Below are 20027 nucleotides of genomic sequence, written 5' to 3'. Positions count from 1 at the left end.
GGCCATGATGCAGCACCTTCTTTTCTTGCTTGCCCTCCTCGTCACCGTCCCCGCGTGCAGCCCTGCCATCGCGCCGCGCACGGGCGACACCACGCCGGCCGGCCAATTCGGCTGGTCCGTGCACGGCGCGCTCTGGAACTTCGGCACGGGCCACTTCGAGCGCGGCGGCGCCGAGGGCGACTCCGTCTCCACCGGCGGCGCGGACATCTACCCCGAGACCGAGACGTTCCCCTGGTTCATGAGCGCGGGCTTCAGCGTGTACGACGTCGGCCTTCGTTATGGCGTCAATCGCTGGTTCGAGCTCGGCGCCTCGCTCGGCTTCCAGCGCATGGGCGGCGAAGCGCGTTTCGCCTTGCTCGACGAGGACAACCACGACCCTGTCTCCCTCGCCTTTGGCGCCGGCGGATATTACTCGGCGATCGGCCATGGCCCCTGGGGCCGCGCCGGCTTCGACCTGAGCATTCGCCTCGGCCGCGTGGCGCCGCTCTTCAACCTCTACGTGAGCCATGGGGCCACGTACAACAGCGCCTACCTCGATTTGCCGGGCGATGACGATTGCCCCGAGGAGGCGCCGTGGCAGCCCTGCGGTCGGCTCCAAGGCGTCCTCTCGAACGAGACGCGGCTGAGCGCGGCGCTGGGAGTCGCGATTGCCGTTGGCAAGGAGGAAGGCAAGCAGGGGGCGTTCACCGTGGGCCTCGTGCCGCACCTGGTGCTCCATTCGTACGGAGAGGAGCGAGCGCTGGGGAGCTGGGGCGACGATCTCCGTCACGATGCGGGGTTGCATATCGTGATTGGAGGGCAGGGGCCGGGGTGGTGAAGCGTATACGCCGCGTCGCTTACCTTCGATACCGGTCCCGCGTGATCCGCCAATACACGAGACTCGCCACCTGCCGCGGGCTCATCCCCTCGACGCGCAGGCGCAGGAAGCGCGCGAGGCGCAAGAGCCCGCCGGGGTTCAAACATGCGGCCTTCCGTAGGGTGCCACGGCGCATGACTCCCTACAGATAGCAGCAAAGACGCCCTCAGTCCTCGTCGCCCTCGTCCTCGTCGTCCTCCTCCACCCCGGCGAACAACGCCGCATGCCGCAGGATCTCGATCGTGCCTTCGATGCTCAACTTCGGCGACGCGAGGGAGAGATCGTCGTACGCGAAGCGGTATCCATCGACGATCCCCTCCTCCGACAGAAGAACGAATCGGTCGGCCCCTTTGGGCTGCGTGATGAGAACGGCGAACGGAGCGGACGGCGGGCTCGTCTCTCCGAACAAGCTCTCCTGCGCCGCGCGGTCGCGGATCTCGTCGATCGAGAGGAAACGGAACATCCCCCACGACAGCCCATTCACCCGCTCGTAGAAACGCACGACGGCGGGGGGCAGGGGAGCGCCGAGGTGCGCTTGTAGCCAGGCGAGGTCCTCCGCCGACGCGCCGCGGATCGGCGCGTCGTCGTCCGGAAGGAGCGACGTTCGCAGCGCGAGGAGACGCTCGAACCAGTCGTCCCGGTCGAGCAAAACCGCGACACCGTCGTCCGGGGTCGAGACGCCCAGCACCATCCCCGGGCATTGCACGTACATTGCGCCGTCGCACATCGTCCGCGCATGGTGCCGGAGGCGGGAGGCGAAGCGGAAATCATCGAATCCGCTCGAATACGTCTCGTACCGGATGCCGATGACGTTCGCCTCCTGCGCGAGCCACACGTCGAAGCCCGGGTACATCGGCCCGAGCGAGGGCACGTCGTCGATGTCGATGTAGAGGACCGGATAGTCGCCTTCGCAATCCGGCTCCTTCGAGAGCATCCACACGCGGCGATGCTCGCTCCCGCCGGGCACGAGGAACCCGTGCTCCATCGCCGGCACGGCGAAAAAGTCCGCCCAGGACTTCGTGGCCTCCGCGTCCGGCTCGGGATCGGAGGACGGCTCGCCCATATCGCCGAATTCGTCCTTCGCGATGGCTTCGAGCGATCGCGACGTCCACCGGAAGGCCGGCGTGAGCTCGAACCAGCCGAGCGCCGCGAGCCATTGCGCGTCGAACGCGAGCCACGTCCGGAGGCTTTGCGGCAGCGGCGCGCCGTTCGGGAGCGTGAGCGCGCCGAGGACCTCCGGCGAGAGCGGGCGGAAGTCCTTGTCGTGCTTCGGCCAGGCGTCCTTCTTCTTTTTCTTCGCGACCTCGATGCCGACCGCCGGCCAGCCTTTCTCCTGGACCTTCGCAATCACGCGCTCGACCAGCGCGACGCCTTGCGGGCCGCGGTCGTCGAGCGCGTCGAAGAAGCGGCGGTCGTCGCGGATCTTCGCGAAAAACGCCTCGGTGCGGAAGGCCGTCCGCATCTTCTCGCGCCCGTCGTACCCGAAGCGCACCGCGTCCTTGACGAAGCCGAGCGCGGCGTCGAGGTCGTCGAGCTCGAGGGCGACACACGCGGCATTGAAGAAGATTGCGGGGTTCTCCGGGCCGTGGGGGAGGCAGGCGGCGAAGTACGTGCGGGCGCGCGCGGGATCCTTGCCGAGGTGCGTGTTGTCGTCCTGCACGGCCCACAGCGCATTGCAGTACGTGGCGAGGTCGGAGTTCTTCACCTGGAGGAGCGCATCGAAGAGCACGATCGCGTCGCGCGGCCGGGTCTTCAGCCACGCGACCGAGAGCTGGTTCAAGGCGCGCTGGAAGGCGCCGCCCGCGTACCCCCCTTTCGAGCGCGTGAGGAGGCCGACGCGCTCGGCGTCATCGAGGGCGAGGAGGGTCGCTGCGTGGGCCTCGTTGTCGTGCTTGAAGGAGCTGCGGAGAGCGTCCTCGTCGGGGCCGTTCAGGCGGGCGCGGACGAGGGCGAGGTCGAGCCAGGCGTCGGACATGCCGCGGAAGCTAGTCGTCACTTGGGACAAGCTCAACCTCGACGAGGACGGGCTGGACGGCAGGGCCCTTCAGACGACGCACGTGAGCTTGATCATCGTGTCGTAACAGCAGAGGCCGTTGCCGCTCGGATCCGGCTTCGGCCCGTCGTTCACCGAGCCGAGGCAAAAGCACATGTCCGTGAGTTGGCACGTGCACCCGAAGTCGTAAGCCACCGCGATCGGTCCTGCCGCGTCCTCCTTGCTGGGACAACCGCTCGCCCCTGGCTCGAAGCACGCGAGGAACGGCTGGATCTGCCCCGTTCCCCCGCACGTCATCGTGCCCGACGACGATGACGTGGGTCCGGGCCCCGTCGTCCCATTCGACGACGTGGGTCCACCCGTGCCCGTGCCGCCCGTGCCTTCCGGATCGACGACGACCTTGGCGCCCGCAACCCGCGAGCGCCGCTGTGATGACGAACGTGACCCCCACGCTGGCCGCGATGCGATGCGCGAGGCTCTTCCAGAAAGGAGCCAAATGATTCATGCCCAAATCATACGCCCGATGCCCGGGAGCTCGTCGACGAAGGGCCACGACCTCGTGATCGAAGACCGAGGAGTCCGTGATCGAAGCCGGCGAGTTCGTGATCGAAGACCGAGGAGTCCGTGATCGAAGCCGGCGAGTTCGTGATCGAAGACCGAGGAGTCCGTGATCGAAGCCGGCGAGTTCGTGATCGAAGACCAAGGAGTCCGTGATCGAAGCCGGCGAGTTCGTGATCGAAGACCAAGGACTCCGTGATCGAAGACCGAGGAGTCCGTGATCGAAGCCGGCGAGTTCGTGATCGAAGACCAAGGACTCCGTGATCGAAGTCGGCGAGCCCGTGATCGAAGACCAAGGACTCTGTGATCGAAGTCGGCGAGCTCGTGATCGAAGTCCTCGGACTCCGAGATCGAAGTCCAGGAGGTCGAGATCGAAGTCGGAGAGGTCGAGATCGAGGCGCTCTTGCGGCGTCCGCCATTTCCCATCTCATCGCCGGAGGGAGTGGACTAGTCGGGCCGACCCGTGACAGTTGTCGTCCACGGCTCGCATCAGCATGCAGACAGGTCGAACGTTCAGCATGGCCGATGTTACGACCGTCTTGCCATGTCTGGTCCACTCGTGCTACAAGCCCCGGAGATGATGAAGACTCATCGGTGGGCCAAATGAGTGATTTCGAAAGAGATGTAGTCCACCTCGTTCGGTTGAGCCTGGGTGGAAAGGTGGACGACGTCGCCGCCTTGGCACGACGCCTGCTCCGCGTCATCGCTGATCGTCGCCCCGATCTTGCCGAGGCTGCCCAGACGATCCTTCGCACCGCCTCGGCCAGTCCCGCTCGCGCACTTGAGCCGCAGCCCCTGCCCGTGGACCTCGATAGCCGGCTGGAACTCCTTCGACGTGAACCAACGCCGCACCTGCCGATCGAGCCGATCTGGCCTCCCGCCGTACGCAAGGAGTTAGAAGCAGTCCTCCACGAGCGTGAACGAATCGACCGGCTCGTTGATGCTGGCATAGCGCCGACCCGGTCACTCCTGTTCGTCGGGCCACCTGGTGTTGGCAAGACGCTTGCCGCGCGCTGGCTCGCCGTCCAACTACGCCGCCCGCTCCTGACGCTCGATCTCGCGGCGGTGATGAGCAGCTTCCTCGGGCGCACCGGGAACAACATCCGCGTCGTGCTGGACTTCGCGCGCAGAGCGCCTGCGGTGTTGTTGCTCGACGAATTCGACGCCATTGCGAAGCGGAGGGACGACGCCACTGAGGTGGGCGAACTCAAGCGGCTGGTCACTGTCCTTCTGCAGGCGGTTGATGATTGGCCAGAAGCCGGCGTGCTCATCGCAGCGACGAACCATCCAGAGCTTCTCGATCCAGCGGTGTGGCGACGATTCGATCGCATTGTCGATTTCCCTCCGCCGTCGGTTCAGGGCATCCGCGATCTGGTCGTCCGTCTCGTGGGTGACAAAGGGATCTCGAAACCGAACCTAGACATTCTGGCCGCGCTTCTCCACGGTCGTTCCTTCGACAATGTCGTTCGGGTCGTAACTTCCGCCAAGCGCGCAGCTATAGTGCGCCAAGTTCAGTTTTCTGAAACGATCGCAGAGGTCCTCGGCGAGCTCGCGCAGAGTGCCGATCTGGAGGTCAAGCTGCGGGTCGCCTCTGAGCTTACGACCGCCGGTCGCTCGCAGCGCGAGATTTCGGCGCTCACCGGGCTTTCGCGCGACACGATTCGAAAGCACCTCGGCGGCTCGAAGACGCGACGGCCAGTAGGTAATCACAAGGAGGCTCAAGAGTAATGGCACGCGAACACAACTTCCTTCTTGGCCAGGGCGAGCGGCTCGCACAGAAGGTGACGATCAAGAAGGCTGGCGGAACAAAGAATCCTCCCTACGACTTCCCAACTGCTAAGGCGCGCATCGCCGATCGACTCCAGACGGCCGAGGCGGAGATCGCGAAACTTCCGGAAGACGCATGTCCGCGCGGCGAGGCGGTCGCCGTCGTAACTCTGCATCCGCGGTACCTATCAAAGAGTGACTTCCCGTCCGAACTGTTCTCGGCCGTGGGCCTTCGCGCCGTAGGAAGTCGGTCGCGTACCGTGAAGCCTGAGCAGTGGGGCGTTCAAAAGCACGGCGAATTTGGCGTGACGGAGGACATCTTCGTTGCCGGAGCGAAGACCGCATTCGAGCGCTGGGCCAACACCGTGAGGCGATGGCGGCCAGATACTCGCGGCGCGGACGACCTGAGCCACATCGAGGATCTCACCGCGTTTGAAGCCAAGACGAAGCTTCGCTCCATTCCCGACGACGACCGTACGGTGCTTGAGGTAGTCCTCCACAACTCGGGTGCCGAAGACGTGGTACTGGCCTTCATCCAGTATGCGCAGGCTCATGGGGCGGAGCCCTTGATTGCTCGACGGCGAGACGTGCGGGGTCTAACGTTCATGCCTGTACGCGTCGATCCCAAGAAGGCTGAGGAGATCGCCCGCTTTTCGTTCGTTCGCGTCGCGCGCGGAATGCCATCGCTTCGGCCTTTTCGGCCCTCGGTGTTGCGGGGGGTGTCAGGGTTCGCTGTGACGCTTCCGACCGAAGGACCTGTCGACGCGAAGATGCGCGCCGTGATCTTCGACGGCGGCCTTCCCGCCCAGGCCCAGGCAGCATTGAAGCCCTGGGTTAATCTAATCGTTCCGCCCGGGATCGGAAAGGCAGCGCCAGCCTTCGAGGAGCACGGGCTCGGCGTTACGACTGCATTCCTCTTTGGCCCACTTCGCTCAGGTCAGACGCCGGCCGTCCCTCTGTGTACGGTCGACCATGTGCGCGTTTTGGACGAGAAGACCGGCGCGGGGAATGACACCGACTACTTCGATGTTCTCGATCGCATTGTTGATCATCTCGATAGAAATCTCGGACTCTACACCTTGGTGAACGTGAGCCTCGGGCCCGCGCTCGCGGTCGATGATGACGAAGTGACGCTTTGGACCGCAGCTCTTGACAAGCGCTTTGCGCACGGTCGCTGCGTGGCCACTGTCGCCGCCGGTAACGATGGCGAGCGCGACCCCGCTGCAAAGCTGAATCGAATTCAGCCGCCCGCCGATGGTGTAAACGTGTTGTCCGTGGGCGCGGCTGACCGTAGTGCATCGGGCTGGCAGCGAGCGTCCTATAGCTGCGTCGGTCCGGGGCGCTGCCCAGGGGTCGTGAAGCCGGATGGCATTGCTTTCGGTGGTTCGCCGTTCGAGCATTTCGGCGTGCTCACGCCAACGTTGGTGGGCGGCCAGGAATCGGGTACGAGCTACGCTGCCCCGTATGCGCTTCGTTCTGCCGCAGCAGTGCGGGCCCAACTTGGGCAACGCCTCTCTCCCCTCGCTATCCGCGCGCTATTGATTCATCGTGCAGAGATCGAGGACGGGCACGATTGGAAGGAGGTTGGTTGGGGCAGAATCGAGTCGGATCCACTGCGCCTGATCACGTGCGACGACGATGAGGCGCTTGTGGTGTTCCAAGGCCAATTGCCCGTCGGAGAGCATCTGCGGGCCCCGATCCCAATGCCCCAAACTCCCCTCACCGGCGAGGTCACCGTCTCCGCCACCCTCGTCATTGCGCCCGAAGTCGACCCGGAGCACCCAAGCGCGTACACACGGAGCGGGCTCGAGGTCACGTTCCGGCCTCATAGCGGCAAGTACAGCAAGCGGTCGGACGGAACGATGACGACGCACGCGAAGACGCGCGCGTTTTTCTCTGAGTCGCTGCTTTACGGTGAGCCTGAGCTGGTACTCCGCGAGGATGGGCACAAGTGGGAGCCCTGTTTACGTAGCCAGGCGACGTTCCGTGCACGCTCATTGTCGGCGCCGCTGTTCGACATCTACTACCATCACCGCGAGAGCGGCATGAAAGCCACCGCCCCCCAGCCTATCCCGTACGCATTCGTCGTCGGGCTCAAGGCTCCCAAGGTGACCGACCTCTACGATCGCGTCGTGCGTACCTATGCCAACGTCCTGGTACCGATCCAGCCGCAGACGCGTATCCAGGTTCGGACATCGCGTTAAATGGTCGGCTGTCGACGAGATCGGTGAAATGAAGCGTGCCATCGTGAGGTAGGACGAAAGTGGTCCGAGCACGCGTGTTCAGAGGGAGATGGGGAGCGACGTCGACCGGGGCTCGGCGGGCCGATCAGACTGCCGTCGTGAACCGTGACTGGCGTAATTACGGGATTACCTGTGATCGAAGGCTCACGCCTTCGAGATCGAACCCCGCTCCCCCGTCATCGACGTCCCACCTCCCCGATTCCACGTCCCCCAAGCCTCCGCGACCCGCGCCCCTTCCTCCCCGAGCAACGCCTCCGCGATCGCTCGCCGGGCCGCCTCGTCGTCCGTATCGAGCGACATCCGCGCCTCGATCGTCCGACCCTCGACGGGCGCCCATGGCCCCGCCAAAACCCCCGCAATCACCTTCCCGCGCGCCGGCGCCCTCGCCCCGAGCGCCCCATGCGCCGCTTCCGTGAGCGCCACCCAGCCGTCCTCGCGCAGCACGAGCGAGACCTCCTCGAAATCCACGAGCCCCGGCAGCGCCGCCGACAGCACCGTGAGCGGGTCGTGCATGATCGAACAATCCTTCCCCGTCTCGACCCACGCCTCCAGATGCCGCACGAACATCCTCGCTGCCGGATGCGCTTTCCTCAAAGCACCCGCGAGCGGATCGTCCGGATACACCCCGAGCTTTTGCCGCATCCCCTCACCGAAGCTCCCCCAGCTCGAATGGCTGAACAAGAGCCGCGGCGCCTCCACCTGCCCAAGCACACGCGCAAACGCCCCAGGGTCGAGGCGGGCATTGTATTGCGCGGCTTCCCGCCGGTACGCCCCCGCGAGCGCCGGGCCCATTTGAAAGAGCCGCACCCGCGCCGCGAGATCCGGCCTCCGCAAGAGCGCCGCGTCGAGGTTCGTCAGCGGCCCGAGCCCCACGTAATCGACCCGCGGATGCGTATCGAGCACACGGACGATCTCCCCGACCGCGTCGCGCGAGAAAGGCACGTCGTCGCGCGCGAGCCCCGCCTCCTCCACGAGGCACGAGGCGCGACGGCGTAGGCTCGGTAGCCCCGCGGCGACGGGAAGATCGACCCCCGCGGCGCGCAGCAGCCCCGCGAGGAAACGCGCGCGGCCTTGTTCGTGGGTCTCGTCGCTCGTGACGAGCAGGGCAGGCTGGAAGCGTGCGGGCCGAGCGGCGAGCATCGCCGCAACGCACGTATCGTCCGGATCCGTGCCGATATCCATGTCGAAGATGGCCGGCGCCGCGCCGAGCCTGGCTTCGTGGGGCGAGAGCACGCCCCGGAGGGTACTACGGCGCGAATCACACGCGCCCGAAATCCGCTCTGAACCTCGCCGGCCTGCTCGGTGAGCGCGCAAATGGGGCTGGTGCGTCAGGAAATTCCGATCCAAACCTGGGCCGATGTCGACGCCCCCGCCCGAAGGTACGCTGCCCGCCGTGAAACCGCTCCCGAAGCCGGTTCAGTACGTGATCCTCGTGGTGATGCTCGCCATCGCGGGGGGCGTGGTATGGCTTCTGCGCCCGTCGAGGATGCCGTGCACGGTGAAGGAGACCTTCAACAACGGCAACATCTGCATCGTGACCGGAAGCGTGAAGGCGATCGACCAGGTGAACAAGGACCTCAACGCCAAGCAGCTCGGCTCCGTCGAGCTCGACGAGGTGGTGCTGACGGACCCTTCGGGCTCGCGCTCGGTCTATTTCGATCCCCAGAAGCTCGATCTGGGCGGCCGCACGACCGTGAAGGTGACCGGACGGGAAGTGCAGGAGCGCGGGTCGGGCGGCGTCATGCGGTTCGTGGTGGAGAAGGTCGAATAGTCGTCGCGTGGACCGAGATGCCACGCCGCCGGGCGCGCCCCCCGCGCCCGGCGCCGCGTTCCACCCGCCCTACGGCGTGATTCGCACGAGCCCGAAATCCGTCCCGCCCTTCGGCGAGAATCCGCGGCCGGCGAGGACGAGCTTGCCGTCCGGCTGGAGCAGCCCGTCATACGCGCCCCACGGCCCCGGGGCCGCGACGAGCGCGCGTCCCGCATGGCCGAAGCTCAGGTCGGGTTTGCCATTCGGCAAATACTTGAAGACCACCATCGTCTCGCGGTCGAGCACTTGCGTGGTCGCGAGGTAGAACGAGCCGTCCGGCAGCGGCACGACCGCGGGGGGGTCGGAGGTGAGGACGCTCGCCACGTTCTGCCTGACGAAACCATTCTCGCCGAACGTCATGTCACGCACGCCCTTGTCGTCGAAGCGCGCGATGCCGACCTCGAAGTTGTCGATGTTCCCCGGCGAGAAGAACGCACCCGCCGCGAGAAACCCTCCGTTCGCTTCTCGCGCAAGGCGGTTCAAATACAAGTAGCTGTTCGGCACCGTCGAAACGCCCGCATCGCCGAAGGACGTGTCGAGCACGCCGGTCGGGAGCACGCGGAGCACGAACGCCTCGGTGTAGTCTTTGTAGCCCGTGGCGACGATCGAGCCGTCTTCGAGCACCACGAGGTCGTAGAGCTGCCCCACAACCTGGGGAAACATCGCCACCCCGTCGCCGTCGAACGTCGTATCGAGCGCGCCCGTCGCGAGCAGCCTCGCGAAATAGGCGACCCCGTACGCCCCCGGGCCGTTTCCGATCCCGCCAATCACCACGCGCCCGTCGCCGTCGAGGCCGAGCGCGGTCGGCTGGCCATGCGTCGCATCCGGCAGGTTGACCACGCCATTCGCGCCGAAGCTCGCATCGGGCAGGCCCGCCGCGTCGAGCCGCACGACCCGGCGGGTGCTCGAGCCGAGGGGCATGCCCGCGACGACCGTCTTGCCGTCTGGTTGCAGCACGACGTCCACGGCTTTCACCAGGGTGTCGAGCACGACGACGCCGCCCGCGCCGAAGCCCGCGTCCGGCGTGCCGTCCGGCAGGTGCCGCGTGATCATCGCGTTCGTGAGGTCCGTGAAGTTGCCCGTCGCGCCGGCCGAGACGATCTTGCCGTCCGCGCCGAGCTTCACGGAAATGGCGAGATCCCACGTCGCGCCCGATTGCAGCGTGCCGACCCCGCCCGGGCCGCCATACGTGGTGTCCGGCACGCCGAGCGGCGCGAGCCGCGTGAGCGTGGCGCCGACGGTCGAGAAGGTCTGGCGGCCGGCGGCCACGACGCTCCCATCCGGGGCCACGGTGATATCCCGGACCGCGCCCTGCTTGGGGAGCTGCGCGAGGCCCCCCGTGCCGTAATTCGCGTCGAGGGTCCCGTCGGCGGCGAAATGCGCCACGGCGTAGGAGCTTTTCGAACGGAAGACGACGAACGCCGAGCCATCCGGCTGGAGCTGCAGCGACTCCGCGGAGGCCGAGCCGCCGGCGGCGTCGCTGACCGTCGCCAGGCCATCCCCTTCGCCGTAGGTCGTGTCGGCCGCGCCGCTCGTGTCGAGGCGCAGCACCGCGGTGGAGTCCACGTTCCCGCCGGCCACGAGGATCTTGCCGTCGGGCGCGACGGCGCAGATCGAGCCGGCAGAGGCGGTCGTCCAGGTGGCATAATGATACGGACCGACGAGCGACGTCACGAGGATGCCGTCCTCGTCGAAGCTCGGATCGAGCGCTCCATTCGGCAGGAGCCGCACGAGGGTCGTCCCGGAGCTGTTGCCGTTCCTCCCGCAGAGGACGATCTTGCCCTCGCTCGTGAGGGCCACGGCCGAGGCGAACGATCCGTTGTCGAACGGGGTCTCGACGGCGCCCGCCTCCCCGAACGTCGTGTCCACGCTCCCGTCGGCGAGGAAGCGCTGCACGAGGTGTTTGTACGGCGAATACCACCCGCCCTGGCCGGCGACGACGATCTTGCCGTCGGGCTGGAGCGCGATCGCGAAGGCTGTCCCCTGGGCGCCGAGCGCGAGGCCTCCCTCGCCGAAGGAGGCGACAGGCTTGCCGGTCGCGTCGAAGCGCGCGACGAGCATGCGGTTCATGCCGATCTGCGGCGTCGCCATGCCCGCGGCGAGGATGTCGCCGTTCGGCGCGACGATCACGCCGTGGAACGAGGCGCGGCTCCGGGTCGTCGCGAGCACCTTGCCGCCCTCGCCGAACGAGGTGTCGAGCGTGCCGTCGGTGTTGGCGCGGAAGAGGAGCCCCTCGCCGTAATACCCGTCCGACGTGCCGCCGGCGATGAGGACCTTGCCGTCCGCCTGGCGCGCGGAGGCGTGGATGAAGTCCGGGTTCGGCTTGGTCCCGGCGGCCGTGGCGAGGCCGTCGGTGCCGAAGCTCGGGTCGAGCGCGACGAAGGCCTCGCCGCCGCCGCCCGCGCCGCCGGAGGCGCCCGAACCCCCGGAACCGCCCACGCCGCCCGCGCCGCCGCCACCCGACGCGCCCGCGCCGCCGCCGCCGGAGGCGCCCACGCCTCCCGAGCCGCCCACGTTCGACGAATCGGAGCTTGAAGAAGAGGAGCCGTCTCCGCCGCCGCAATGCAGGCAGAAGCCGCCGAGGACCAACGAAAGAAGAAAGAAATGTCGACGCATGTGACCTCCGCGAAGGAGGTCACATTCCCACGTTCAAGGCTCTTCCACCATGGGGAACACTTCCACGCTCAGCGACTTGAGCGCGACGGCGCCTTCCGGCGGCCTCGCCTCTTTGAATGCATTGAGCTGATCACGCGTCTCCCAGATGCTGATGGTCATTCCCTTCCCGGTCGCCGGATCCGTCACGAAATAACTTGCTTTGCATCCGGGCTGCTTGCGCATCCAGGCCCGGTGGGCCCGCGCCTTCTCCAGGTCCGCCTCGCCCGCCTTCTCGTGCGTCACCACCCGGCAGAGGCCTTTCGTGGGCACCGACGACGCCGACTTCTCGTTCGCCTTCCACAGGTTCGCCGCCGCCCACAGCTTGCCGATCTGGAGAATGGGGTGCGCCCCCTCCACGCCGTAGTCCTCCGGCGTCACCACGCGGCCGCGCACCGAGAAGTAGCCGGTCCGCAGGCCGAACTCGTCGGTCACGGCGTACTGACCGCCCGCGGAGCTCACGTGGTAGATGCTGTCGTCGATCGTCACCTTGTTGCCGTCGACGTGGGTCTTGCTCGCCATGGGCGTACAGTACCAGAGCTCGGCGGCTCTTCCGCCTTTCGAAGCTCACGGGTTCGTCCCTTCTTTGCTACCCTGCGCCCGGCGTCATGACCGCACGTGAAGACAGGGCAGGGGGCGAGGGCTTCGGGCGTAGGGTGCGTCTCGTCCCCGGGGGCATCGAGATCGCCGGCGACGTCGTCCCGCTCCTCGCGGGCTCCGTCCACTACTGGCGCCTCGACCCGAACGAGTGGCGCGCGTGCCTCGAAGCCGTGAAGGCCATGGGCCTGCGCCTCGTCGACACCTACATCCCCTGGGCCGTCCACGAGGTCGCCCCCGGCAAACTCGAGCTCGGCGCCTCCGACCCGCAGCGCGACATCACCCGCTTCTGCCGCATCGCCGAGGAGCTCGGCCTCTACGTCATCGCCCGCCCCGGCCCGCACATCAACGCCGAGCTCACCTACTTCGGCTTGCCCGAGCGCATCGTCTGGGACCCGGCCTGCCAGGCGCGTTCGCCCGACCAGAACCCGGTGATGCTCCCCATGCTCCCGTTCGCGTTCCCGGTCCCGAGTTACGCGAGCGACGCCTTCCACGACGAGGCCGCGCGGTATTTCCAGGCGCTCGGCCCCGTCCTCACGCCGCTGCTCTACCCGAACGGGCCGATCGTCCTCTTCCAGATCGACAACGAGGGCGCCCTCTACTTCCGCGACGGCGCCTACGACCAGGACTACCACCCCGACGCGATCCGCCTCTACCGCGAGTTTCTCCGGGAGAAATACGGCACCATCGACGCCCTGCGCGCCTCCTACGGCACGCCCACGCCGGACGAGGGCGAGGTCCCGTCGAGCCGCCGCGGCGAGGTCACGCGCTTCTCCGCCATCGACCCTCCGCGCAAGCTCGACGCCGAGCGCCCGCGGGACCTCGCGCGCCACCTCGACTGGTCGGAGTTCCACGAGCACCTGCTCGCCACGGCGTTTCAGCGCCTCGGCCGCGCGCTCGTCGCCGCCGGCATGGACGGGCTGCCCACGACGCACAACCTCCCGCCGGGCCAGGACGCGACGCCCCTCAACGCCGCGCGTGTCACGAAGGTCGTCGACCTCGTCGGGCTCGACTACTACCACATGGCCGATCCCACGAGCCGCGCCATCATCGCGCGCCGCACGAGCGAGCTCGCCACGCGCTCGGAGGCCCTCTCCGTCCCCGCGTTCGCGTGCGAGATGGGCGCGGGCTTTCCGCCCTTCTTCCCGCCCCTCGACGAGCGCGACGGCGCCTTCACCGTGCTCTGCGCCCTCGCGTATGGCCTGCGTGGCTTCAACGTGTACATGGCCGTCGAGCGCGACCGCTGGATCGGCGCGCCCATCGATCGGCACGGCCGCGCGCGCCCGTACGCCGTCTTCTGGCGGAAGCTCTCGGCCGCCCTCGAACAGACGGGCTTCCACGAGCTGCGCCGAAAGACGCCCGTCCGGATCCTCATCCCTCGCACCGAGCGCAGGCTCGCGCGGGTCATGCATGCGTTTGGCCCGCTCTCCGGCGCGTTTTTCTCGATCGTCGGGGCCGGCGCGCGCGAGCGGTGTGTCGAGGACGATCTCGGCCTCGGCTATCCGCTCGCCATCGAGGCCGACAACTTCGCCCGCGCCTTCGAGCAGGCCCTCGAAGCGCGCGGCGTGCCCTTCGCCGTCGTCGGCGGCGAGGACCGCGACATCGCGCTCGGCGACGCGCGATGGCTCATCTGCGCGACCTCCGGCGCCTTGAAGCCCGAGCTCTTCGACCGCCTCGCCGAGGCCCGCGCGCGCGGCGCCCGCGTCACGATCGGCCCGCACGAGCCGCGCTTCGACGGCGCCTTCCGGCCCCTTTCCGTCCCCTTCGACCTCGGCCGCCTCGGCGAGGACGGCCCGCTCACCGGCGACGTGCCCGCCGCGGCCGACGCGGCCGTCTCGAATGCGATCGGGTCGCTCGACCTCCCGGCGTACGCCTGCGACCCCGGCGGCATCTACGTCACCGTGCACGAGGACGCCGCGGGGGCGCCGCGCGTGCTCTTCGTCGTCAATCCTTCCGATCGGGACATCGTCGCGCGCGTGAGCGCGGGCGCGGTGGGCACGAAGGCGAGCGACCTCATCGACGATTCCACCTTCGAGGCGCGCGCGGGCACGCTCGAAGTGCGCATGAAGCCGCGCACGGTGCGGATGCTGGCATTGCGGTGAGGAGTGCGCGTCTCGCCCGGGAATGACGCGAGGCCGTCTCAGCGACCTCCCTGGCCTCCTGCACCGTCTCCGCCATTGCCGTCATCCGGTCCCCCCGTGCCCTGCGGGTCACTCTTGAAATCGCCGCTGGCCGCGCTCCCGACGATGATGACGGTGCCGTCCCCCGGACTCGAGCCGCAGCCGTTCGAGCCCGGTGGGTCGAGGCAAATGACCTTGGGTGCAACGACGACCGAATCGCAGATCCCCGGGAGGCCCCGCTCCTTCACCTTCTGGATGCACCTGTCCTCGTTTATGTAGTCGCTTCCGCTGTCGATGATCTGCGGGTCGTTCAGGCCCTCCAAGCGGTCCTCGAAGGCACCCGTCTTGGCGCTGGCGCACTGCAAGACAGCGTTACACTGGACGAGAACCCCCTCCCTCGCGCCCGCCTCGCCGTTCGGCGGGCCCCTCTTCGGGTTCTTGCACGTGGGCTCCCAGCAGGCCGGTCCGAGCACGACGAACCACACGAAAAGCAAGCCAACGACGAGCGACCTCATCCCGAGCCTCCGCGTTGGAATCATTGTAGAGGACCGCGGTTGGCAACCGCAATATAGGAGCGGTTCCCGAGCAAGTACACCCGCGCCCCTGGCCCACGCGGCAAGGACTCGCGTCATCGGCGCGGATCATGTAGAGTGGCCGCGACGAGTACGGAGGACGTGAGATGACCCGCCGGAAGAAGCTCTTCGCCGCTGCCATCGCCCTGCCGGTCGCCGCCGCCGTGGGCGTGGGCCTCAAGGTACGTCGCGCGGCATCCGACACGCTGAGCGCCGACGCCTGCGACAAGGATCTCGCGGCGGTGTTCGAGTTGTGCGAGGCGGGGGGCGAGATCTGCCAGAAGCCACCCGAGGGGCAAGAGGAAGCCTGCCAGGCTGGCTGCGTGATGGCCCGGTGCCCGAACCACGTGGCCTGCACGGAGCTCGATTCCATTTGGTGCAAGCCGTGCGAGGAGGAGCAGGGGGCGCTCTATTGGCGCATCCTCGACGAGGCGGATGGACATTGTGGTGGTCCACCGCCCTTCGGCTCGCTCGCCAGGCTGAACGAATACAGCCGTTGTTACATCGCGGAGGTGGAGCGGACGTGCCCGGCGCTCAAAGAGAAGCCGCAGTGGTACTTGCCGCCTGACCGCAGGAAATGACCTGGCGAGGTGAAGGTCACCCAGGAGGCGAAGGCCGGCGCCGCCGATCCGGAGCTCGACGAAATCGCCGACCTCATCGCCAAGCACCCGGGCTTCGTGAAGCCCTGACCCGGGCGGGACGAACGGCGGTATTGCTTCTCCGCCAAAGCTCCCCTAAAAGGGGCCGTGCGAACGATTGCGAAGATTGTCGGAGCCCTGCTCGCGTGGGGCTTCGTCTGGGCCGGCTGCAGCGACGATTCCCAGCCAACGACGACGGACGATCCGCTCGCCGGCCTCCCCAAGGCCTATGCCCGCGTCGAGTGCGGCCGCGTCTTCGCCTGCTGTGACGCCGCCGAGCGGGACGACGTGCTCCTCTTCGACCCGGCCCCCGCGACGCAGGCCGAATGCGAGGCCCGGTACGAGAGCTTCTTCGGCGCCGTCGCCGTCGACCTCCGCAAGGGCATCGAGGCCGGCCGCATCGTGTACGACGATGCCCGCGCCGATACGTGCTTCACGAAGGCCGAAGCCGCGACCTGCGCCGATTTCTTCGGCTCGAACTTCCTCGACGAGGACCCCGATTGCGAGGCGATGTTCCAGGGCACCGTCGCGCTCGGCGGCGCCTGCCTCGGCGACGACGAATGCAAGGACCCGGGCGCCTCGTGCGCGGGCGCCTCGGGCACGGAGCTCGGCACCTGCAAGGCCCCGCCCGGCGCGGGCGAGCCTTGCCAGGACGGCCTCTGCGGTCCGGGCCTCACGTGCAGGCTCGATGAGGGCATGCTGAAATGCGTCGCCCCCACGGCCGACGGCGCCGCGTGCGACCTCGACATCGATTGCCAGAGCGGCTATTGCGATTTTCAGACCGGCGTGTGCGCCGCGCCCGCGCCCGTCGGAGGCGCGTGTGCCGTGAACGCGGGCTGCGCGAGCGGGTATTGTGACGTCGCGGCCAGCACGTGCGCCGAGAAAAAGGCCGACGGCGCGGCGTGCGTGACGAGCGTCGAATGCGCGAGCGGCTTCTGCAGCGACGCGGCGGACATGGGCGCTTGTGCGCCCACGAAGCCGGACGGCGCGACGTGTATGGTCGCTGCCGAATGCGCGAGCGGCTTCTGTGACGCCGGCGCGTGCAGCCCGAGCACCGGCGCTCCTGTCTGCGACGGCCTCTGACCGGACGGGGGCCCGGTCCCCGGCCGGGCCTGCCGTTTCGGTTGACGCCGGGCCTCTTTTATCTCACGTCTCCCCTTCAGCGAGGCGTGCTGCCCATGGAACGAGACCGCTGGCTCTCCGTTGTGCTGAGGACGGCGCTGCTCGTCCTCTTTTTCTGGATGATCCGGACGATCCTCGTCCCGATTGCCCTGGGCGGACTCTTCGCGCTCCTCCTGAGCCCCCTCGCCGAAAAGGTGAAGCCGCGGCTCGGCCGCGCCGAGCCCTTGACGCCGCTCCTCTTTACGTTCGGCACGATCATCCTCGTCGTGATCCCGTTCGCCTTCATCACGGTCGAGGCCATCCAGTCGATCAACGACTTCCTGGCCCGCGATTGGACGCCGACGATCCAGCGCTTCCAGTCGTTCTTGACGGAAGGCATCGACATTCGCGGCCGGAGCATCCACATCGGCGGCCCTCAGCTCCAGTTGGCCATCCAGAACATCGGCCAGCGCGCGGCGTCGTTTGCGGCCTCGTTCGTCGGCGGCATGGCCACGGCGCTGCCGGCGTTCATCCTGAGCCTCTTCCTGTTCGGCGTGTCGCTGTATTACTTCCTGCGCGACGGCGGCAAGCTCGTCCGCTGGATGTTCCGCCTCTCGCCGTTCCCGCCGAGCCAGACGCGCGAGCTCTTTGCCTCCGTCCGCGAGACGGTCAACGGCGCGATCCTCGGCATCCTCGCGACCGCCGTGGTGCAGGGCAGCCTGACGCTGCTCGCCCTCCACTTGTTCGGCGTGCCAAACGCGTTTTTGCTCGGCGTCCTCGCGGCGCTGCTCTCGTTCATCCCGCTCGTCGGCACCACGCCGGTCACGGTGGGCGCGACGATCTACCTCTTCGTCACGAACCACGTCGGCGGCGCGATTGGAATGGGCATCTCGGCCGTGCTGATCGGCCTCTCCGACAACGTCGTGCGTCCGTGGGTGCAGAGCTCGTCGACCCGCATGCACCCGCTCATCGCGCTGCTCGGCATCTTCGGCGGCCTCGATCTCTTCGGCCCGGTCGGCGTCTTCCTCGGCCCCGTCATCGCGGCCATGGCCGTCTGGACCGTCGACACCTACGCGAAGCTACACCACGCGTCGCGCCGCGAGGCCACCACGCCGCCCGTGGACGCGAGCGCGACTCCGCCGCCGAAGAGCGTGCCTCCGCCGGAGAACCCGCCCGTGCCCTGAGGCTTGCGCGGACGGTCCATGCGTGCGCGCACAAGGGGTGCGGGCGTCGCCTCTGGAGCGTCACAACCACCCCTGTTCCCGATAAAACCGCACCGCATCCGCGAGTGACACGTCGAGCGGCCGCGACGTGTATCCGAGCTCCCGCGCCGCCCGCTCCGACGACATCCGCACCCGGAGCGTGCTCTGTAGGGCCATTTCGTGGCTCAGCAGGGGTGGCCGTCCCGTGATGCGCGCCGCGCTTTCCATCAAGAACGAGAGTCCCATCACCACCCGATCCGGCATCGTGAAGCGCGGCGCCTTTCCGCCAGCCGCCGCCGCGATCCGCGTGAGCAGCGCCCCCACGGAGAGCGCCTCGCCGCCGAGGATGTAATGCCGTCCCGCGCTGCCCCGCTCGGCGGCCGCGAGGTGCGCCGTCGCCACGTCGCGCACGTCGCACGTCGTCCGGATCCCGCTCGGCGCGGCGATCGTCGTGCCCTTCCGTGTCGCCAAAAAGAGTGGCAGCACGTTCCGTTTCCAGTCCCCCGGACCGAACACCGCCACGGGGTGCGTGATGACCACGAAGAGCCCCTCGCGCCCCGCCCGCTCCACTTCCTGCTCCGCCAGCCATTTCGTGTGTGGATAGACCATCCGGAGCGCCGCGAAATTGTACACGCTCGACTCGTCGACCGTGACGATCGCCTCGGTCGAGGGATACGGCTTTCCGATCGTCGAGCCCGTCGACGTGAACACGAATCGCGGGGCGCCCGCGCGCCGCGCCGCCGCGAGCATGTTCCGCGTACCCGTGACGTTCGTCCGCTCGATCTCCGCCCATTGCGCGCGCCACATCCGCACGTCGGCCGCGACGTGGTAGACGACCGATACGCCGCGCATGGCCTCGGTCAGCGTCTCCACGTCGTCGAGGTCCCCGCGCACGATGTCGAGCTCGTTGCGCGGCAGGTCGCCGGGCAAATCGCCGCTCCGGGAGAGCGCGACCACGTGGTGGCCGGAGGCGAGGAGCTGCCGTGTGATTTCCCAGCCGAGGAAGCCCGTTCCGCCCGTCACGAATGCGGTTTTTCGCCGCGGGATTCCGTTCATGGGCGCCTCGCTCGCCGGGGCGGCCGCGCATGGGCGATGTAGGCGCGCGCCTCCGCTTCGGTCGAGAAAAACAGGATTTGCATGTCGGGCTGCGACGACCCGAGGATCCGCGCCGCCCGCACGACCATTTCGGCGAAGATCCGGGTCGTGAATTTTGCGCCGAAACAGACGTGGGTGATCGCGGTCGTGTGGCGCGTCTCCTGGAGCACCCGCCGCGCCTCGATCGTCGCCCCGGTGACCGCGGAGAGGTCGCAGAGCACGAAGATATGGTCTTTCCCGGCGGAAAACGACACTTGATAGGCGACGAGCTCGCCGAGCGAAGGACCGTCGACCTTCCCCGAGAGGCGCATGCCGAAGAGGTTCGGCGCCTCGGTCCACGCGACTTGCTCCCCGAACTGTCGCCGCTGCCCCGGCGTCGGCCCAGCCATCGTCATTCCCCTCTGCGCCTCACGGGACGAGCTTGCGCAGGTCCTCGCGCCGCTCGCCGAGCCACGCCCGCGCCGCCGCCTCCGTTTCGAAGAACTCGAAGCGCATGGGCCGCTTCGAGAGCACGCGGACCGCGCTCAGCACCATCTTCGCCAGCGTCATCCCCGAGAAGTTCGCGCCGAACATGGCGATCGCGCTGGGCGCCTTCCGGCCGCGGCTCCACGTGACCATGGTCTTCCGGGCTTCGGGGGTGACCGTACCGATCTTGCGCGCATCCAGGAGAATGAGCCGGTAGCCGTAGGTGGCTTCGATCGCGTCGCGCGCGCGCTGGACGCACAGCTCGACCTCCAGGTCGTAATGGCCGGCGAGCCGCACGACGAGCAGGTCCTCCTCGTAGGTCAGGTCGAGATGCGCGGGGTTTTGGGGTGAATCCATG

Annotated in this window: 18 protein-coding genes; 8 read left to right on the top strand and 10 right to left on the bottom strand. The window is 67.8% G+C overall.

All coding sequences use genetic code 11. The annotated features are described in order from the left end of the window. Positions 1-4: 4 nt before the first annotated feature. On the top strand, positions 5-817 hold the full coding sequence (locus E8A74_RS02755; RefSeq protein ID WP_136927324.1) for a hypothetical protein: 813 nt from the start codon (positions 5-7) through the stop codon (positions 815-817). 19 nt (positions 818-836) lie between these two features. Here E8A74_RS02755 and E8A74_RS51795 read toward each other — a convergent pair whose 3' ends face one another. The 3 genes from E8A74_RS51795 to E8A74_RS02745 all read right to left on the bottom strand — a co-directional run bounded on the left by E8A74_RS51795 (position 837) and on the right by E8A74_RS02745 (position 3146). Further along, complete coding sequence (locus E8A74_RS51795) at positions 837-992, bottom strand: hypothetical protein (RefSeq protein ID WP_170228803.1); 156 nt, start codon at positions 990-992, stop codon at positions 837-839. Positions 993-1022: 30 nt separating this feature from the next. Next, a complete protein-coding gene (locus E8A74_RS02750; protein WP_136927323.1) occupies positions 1023-2831 on the bottom strand; it encodes an SMI1/KNR4 family protein in 1809 nt (602 codons plus the stop codon). A gap of 69 nt (positions 2832-2900) precedes the next feature. Beyond that, the gene (locus E8A74_RS02745) at positions 2901-3146 is read right to left on the bottom strand and encodes a hypothetical protein (RefSeq protein WP_136927322.1); all 246 of its coding nucleotides are present in this window, start codon (positions 3144-3146) and stop codon (positions 2901-2903) included. A gap of 864 nt (positions 3147-4010) precedes the next feature. On the opposite strand from E8A74_RS02745, the gene E8A74_RS02740 reads away from it, so the two are divergent. Both E8A74_RS02740 and E8A74_RS02735 read left to right on the top strand, forming a co-directional pair. Further along, the gene (locus E8A74_RS02740; RefSeq protein ID WP_170228802.1) at positions 4011-5135 is read left to right on the top strand and encodes an AAA family ATPase; all 1125 of its coding nucleotides are present in this window, start codon (positions 4011-4013) and stop codon (positions 5133-5135) included. Next, entirely contained in the window at positions 5135-7378 is a 2244-nt protein-coding gene (locus E8A74_RS02735; RefSeq protein ID WP_136927320.1) for a S8 family peptidase, read from the top strand. Before E8A74_RS02740 ends, E8A74_RS02735 begins: the two co-directional genes overlap by 1 nt. Positions 7379-7561: 183 nt before the next feature. On the opposite strand, the gene E8A74_RS02730 is transcribed toward E8A74_RS02735, so the two are convergent. Further along, complete coding sequence (locus tag E8A74_RS02730) at positions 7562-8650, bottom strand: nucleoside hydrolase (protein ID WP_136927319.1); 1089 nt, start codon at positions 8648-8650, stop codon at positions 7562-7564. A 160-nt stretch (positions 8651-8810) separates the two neighbouring features. Here E8A74_RS02730 and E8A74_RS02725 point away from each other — a divergent pair, with 160 nt between their 5' ends. After that, complete coding sequence (locus E8A74_RS02725) at positions 8811-9188, top strand: hypothetical protein (protein ID WP_136927318.1); 378 nt, start codon at positions 8811-8813, stop codon at positions 9186-9188. Between the two features lie 69 nt (positions 9189-9257). Here E8A74_RS02725 and E8A74_RS02720 read toward each other — a convergent pair whose 3' ends face one another. Both E8A74_RS02720 and E8A74_RS02710 read right to left on the bottom strand, forming a co-directional pair. Further along, positions 9258-11843: a hypothetical protein gene (locus tag E8A74_RS02720; protein ID WP_170228801.1), complete on the bottom strand. Its 2586-nt coding sequence runs from the start codon at positions 11841-11843 to the stop codon at positions 9258-9260. 33 nt (positions 11844-11876) lie between these two features. Beyond that, on the bottom strand, positions 11877-12401 hold the full coding sequence (locus E8A74_RS02710) for a hypothetical protein (protein WP_136927315.1): 525 nt from the start codon (positions 12399-12401) through the stop codon (positions 11877-11879). An 86-nt stretch (positions 12402-12487) separates the two neighbouring features. Between E8A74_RS02710 and E8A74_RS02705 the strand changes: the two genes are divergently transcribed. Next, a complete protein-coding gene (locus E8A74_RS02705; RefSeq protein WP_232379341.1) occupies positions 12488-14578 on the top strand; it encodes a beta-galactosidase in 2091 nt (696 codons plus the stop codon). A 38-nt stretch (positions 14579-14616) separates the two neighbouring features. On the opposite strand, the gene E8A74_RS02700 is transcribed toward E8A74_RS02705, so the two are convergent. Next, a complete protein-coding gene (locus E8A74_RS02700; protein WP_136927314.1) occupies positions 14617-15111 on the bottom strand; it encodes a hypothetical protein in 495 nt (164 codons plus the stop codon). A gap of 164 nt (positions 15112-15275) precedes the next feature. On the opposite strand from E8A74_RS02700, the gene E8A74_RS02695 reads away from it, so the two are divergent. The 3 genes from E8A74_RS02695 (at position 15276) to E8A74_RS02685 (ending at position 18091) form a co-directional block, all read left to right on the top strand. Further along, a complete protein-coding gene (locus E8A74_RS02695) occupies positions 15276-15749 on the top strand; it encodes a hypothetical protein (protein WP_136927313.1) in 474 nt (157 codons plus the stop codon). A gap of 165 nt (positions 15750-15914) precedes the next feature. Beyond that, a complete protein-coding gene (locus tag E8A74_RS02690) occupies positions 15915-16889 on the top strand; it encodes a hypothetical protein (protein WP_136927312.1) in 975 nt (324 codons plus the stop codon). 95 nt (positions 16890-16984) lie between these two features. Next, positions 16985-18091 (top strand): AI-2E family transporter, encoded by a 1107-nt coding sequence (locus E8A74_RS02685; RefSeq protein ID WP_136927311.1) that lies wholly within the window; start codon positions 16985-16987, stop codon positions 18089-18091. Between the two features lie 60 nt (positions 18092-18151). On the opposite strand, the gene E8A74_RS02680 is transcribed toward E8A74_RS02685, so the two are convergent. Genes E8A74_RS02680 through E8A74_RS02670 form a run of 3 tightly spaced genes read right to left on the bottom strand, consistent with a single transcriptional unit; the run spans position 18152 to position 20026 of the window. Beyond that, positions 18152-19165 (bottom strand): NAD-dependent epimerase/dehydratase family protein, encoded by a 1014-nt coding sequence (locus E8A74_RS02680; protein WP_136927310.1) that lies wholly within the window; start codon positions 19163-19165, stop codon positions 18152-18154. Then, positions 19162-19593: a hypothetical protein gene (locus E8A74_RS02675; RefSeq protein ID WP_136927309.1), complete on the bottom strand. Its 432-nt coding sequence runs from the start codon at positions 19591-19593 to the stop codon at positions 19162-19164. Before E8A74_RS02675 ends, E8A74_RS02680 begins: the two co-directional genes overlap by 4 nt. Before the next feature lie 19 nt (positions 19594-19612). Then, a complete protein-coding gene (locus E8A74_RS02670) occupies positions 19613-20026 on the bottom strand; it encodes a DUF7793 family protein (RefSeq protein ID WP_136927308.1) in 414 nt (137 codons plus the stop codon). Between the last annotated feature and the right edge of the window lies 1 nt (position 20027).

The sequence above is a fragment of the Polyangium fumosum genome (assembly GCF_005144585.1).
Classification (GTDB): Bacteria; Myxococcota_A; Polyangia; order Polyangiales; family Polyangiaceae; genus Polyangium; species Polyangium fumosum.
This window is presented reverse-complemented; position numbering and strand designations above follow the sequence as displayed.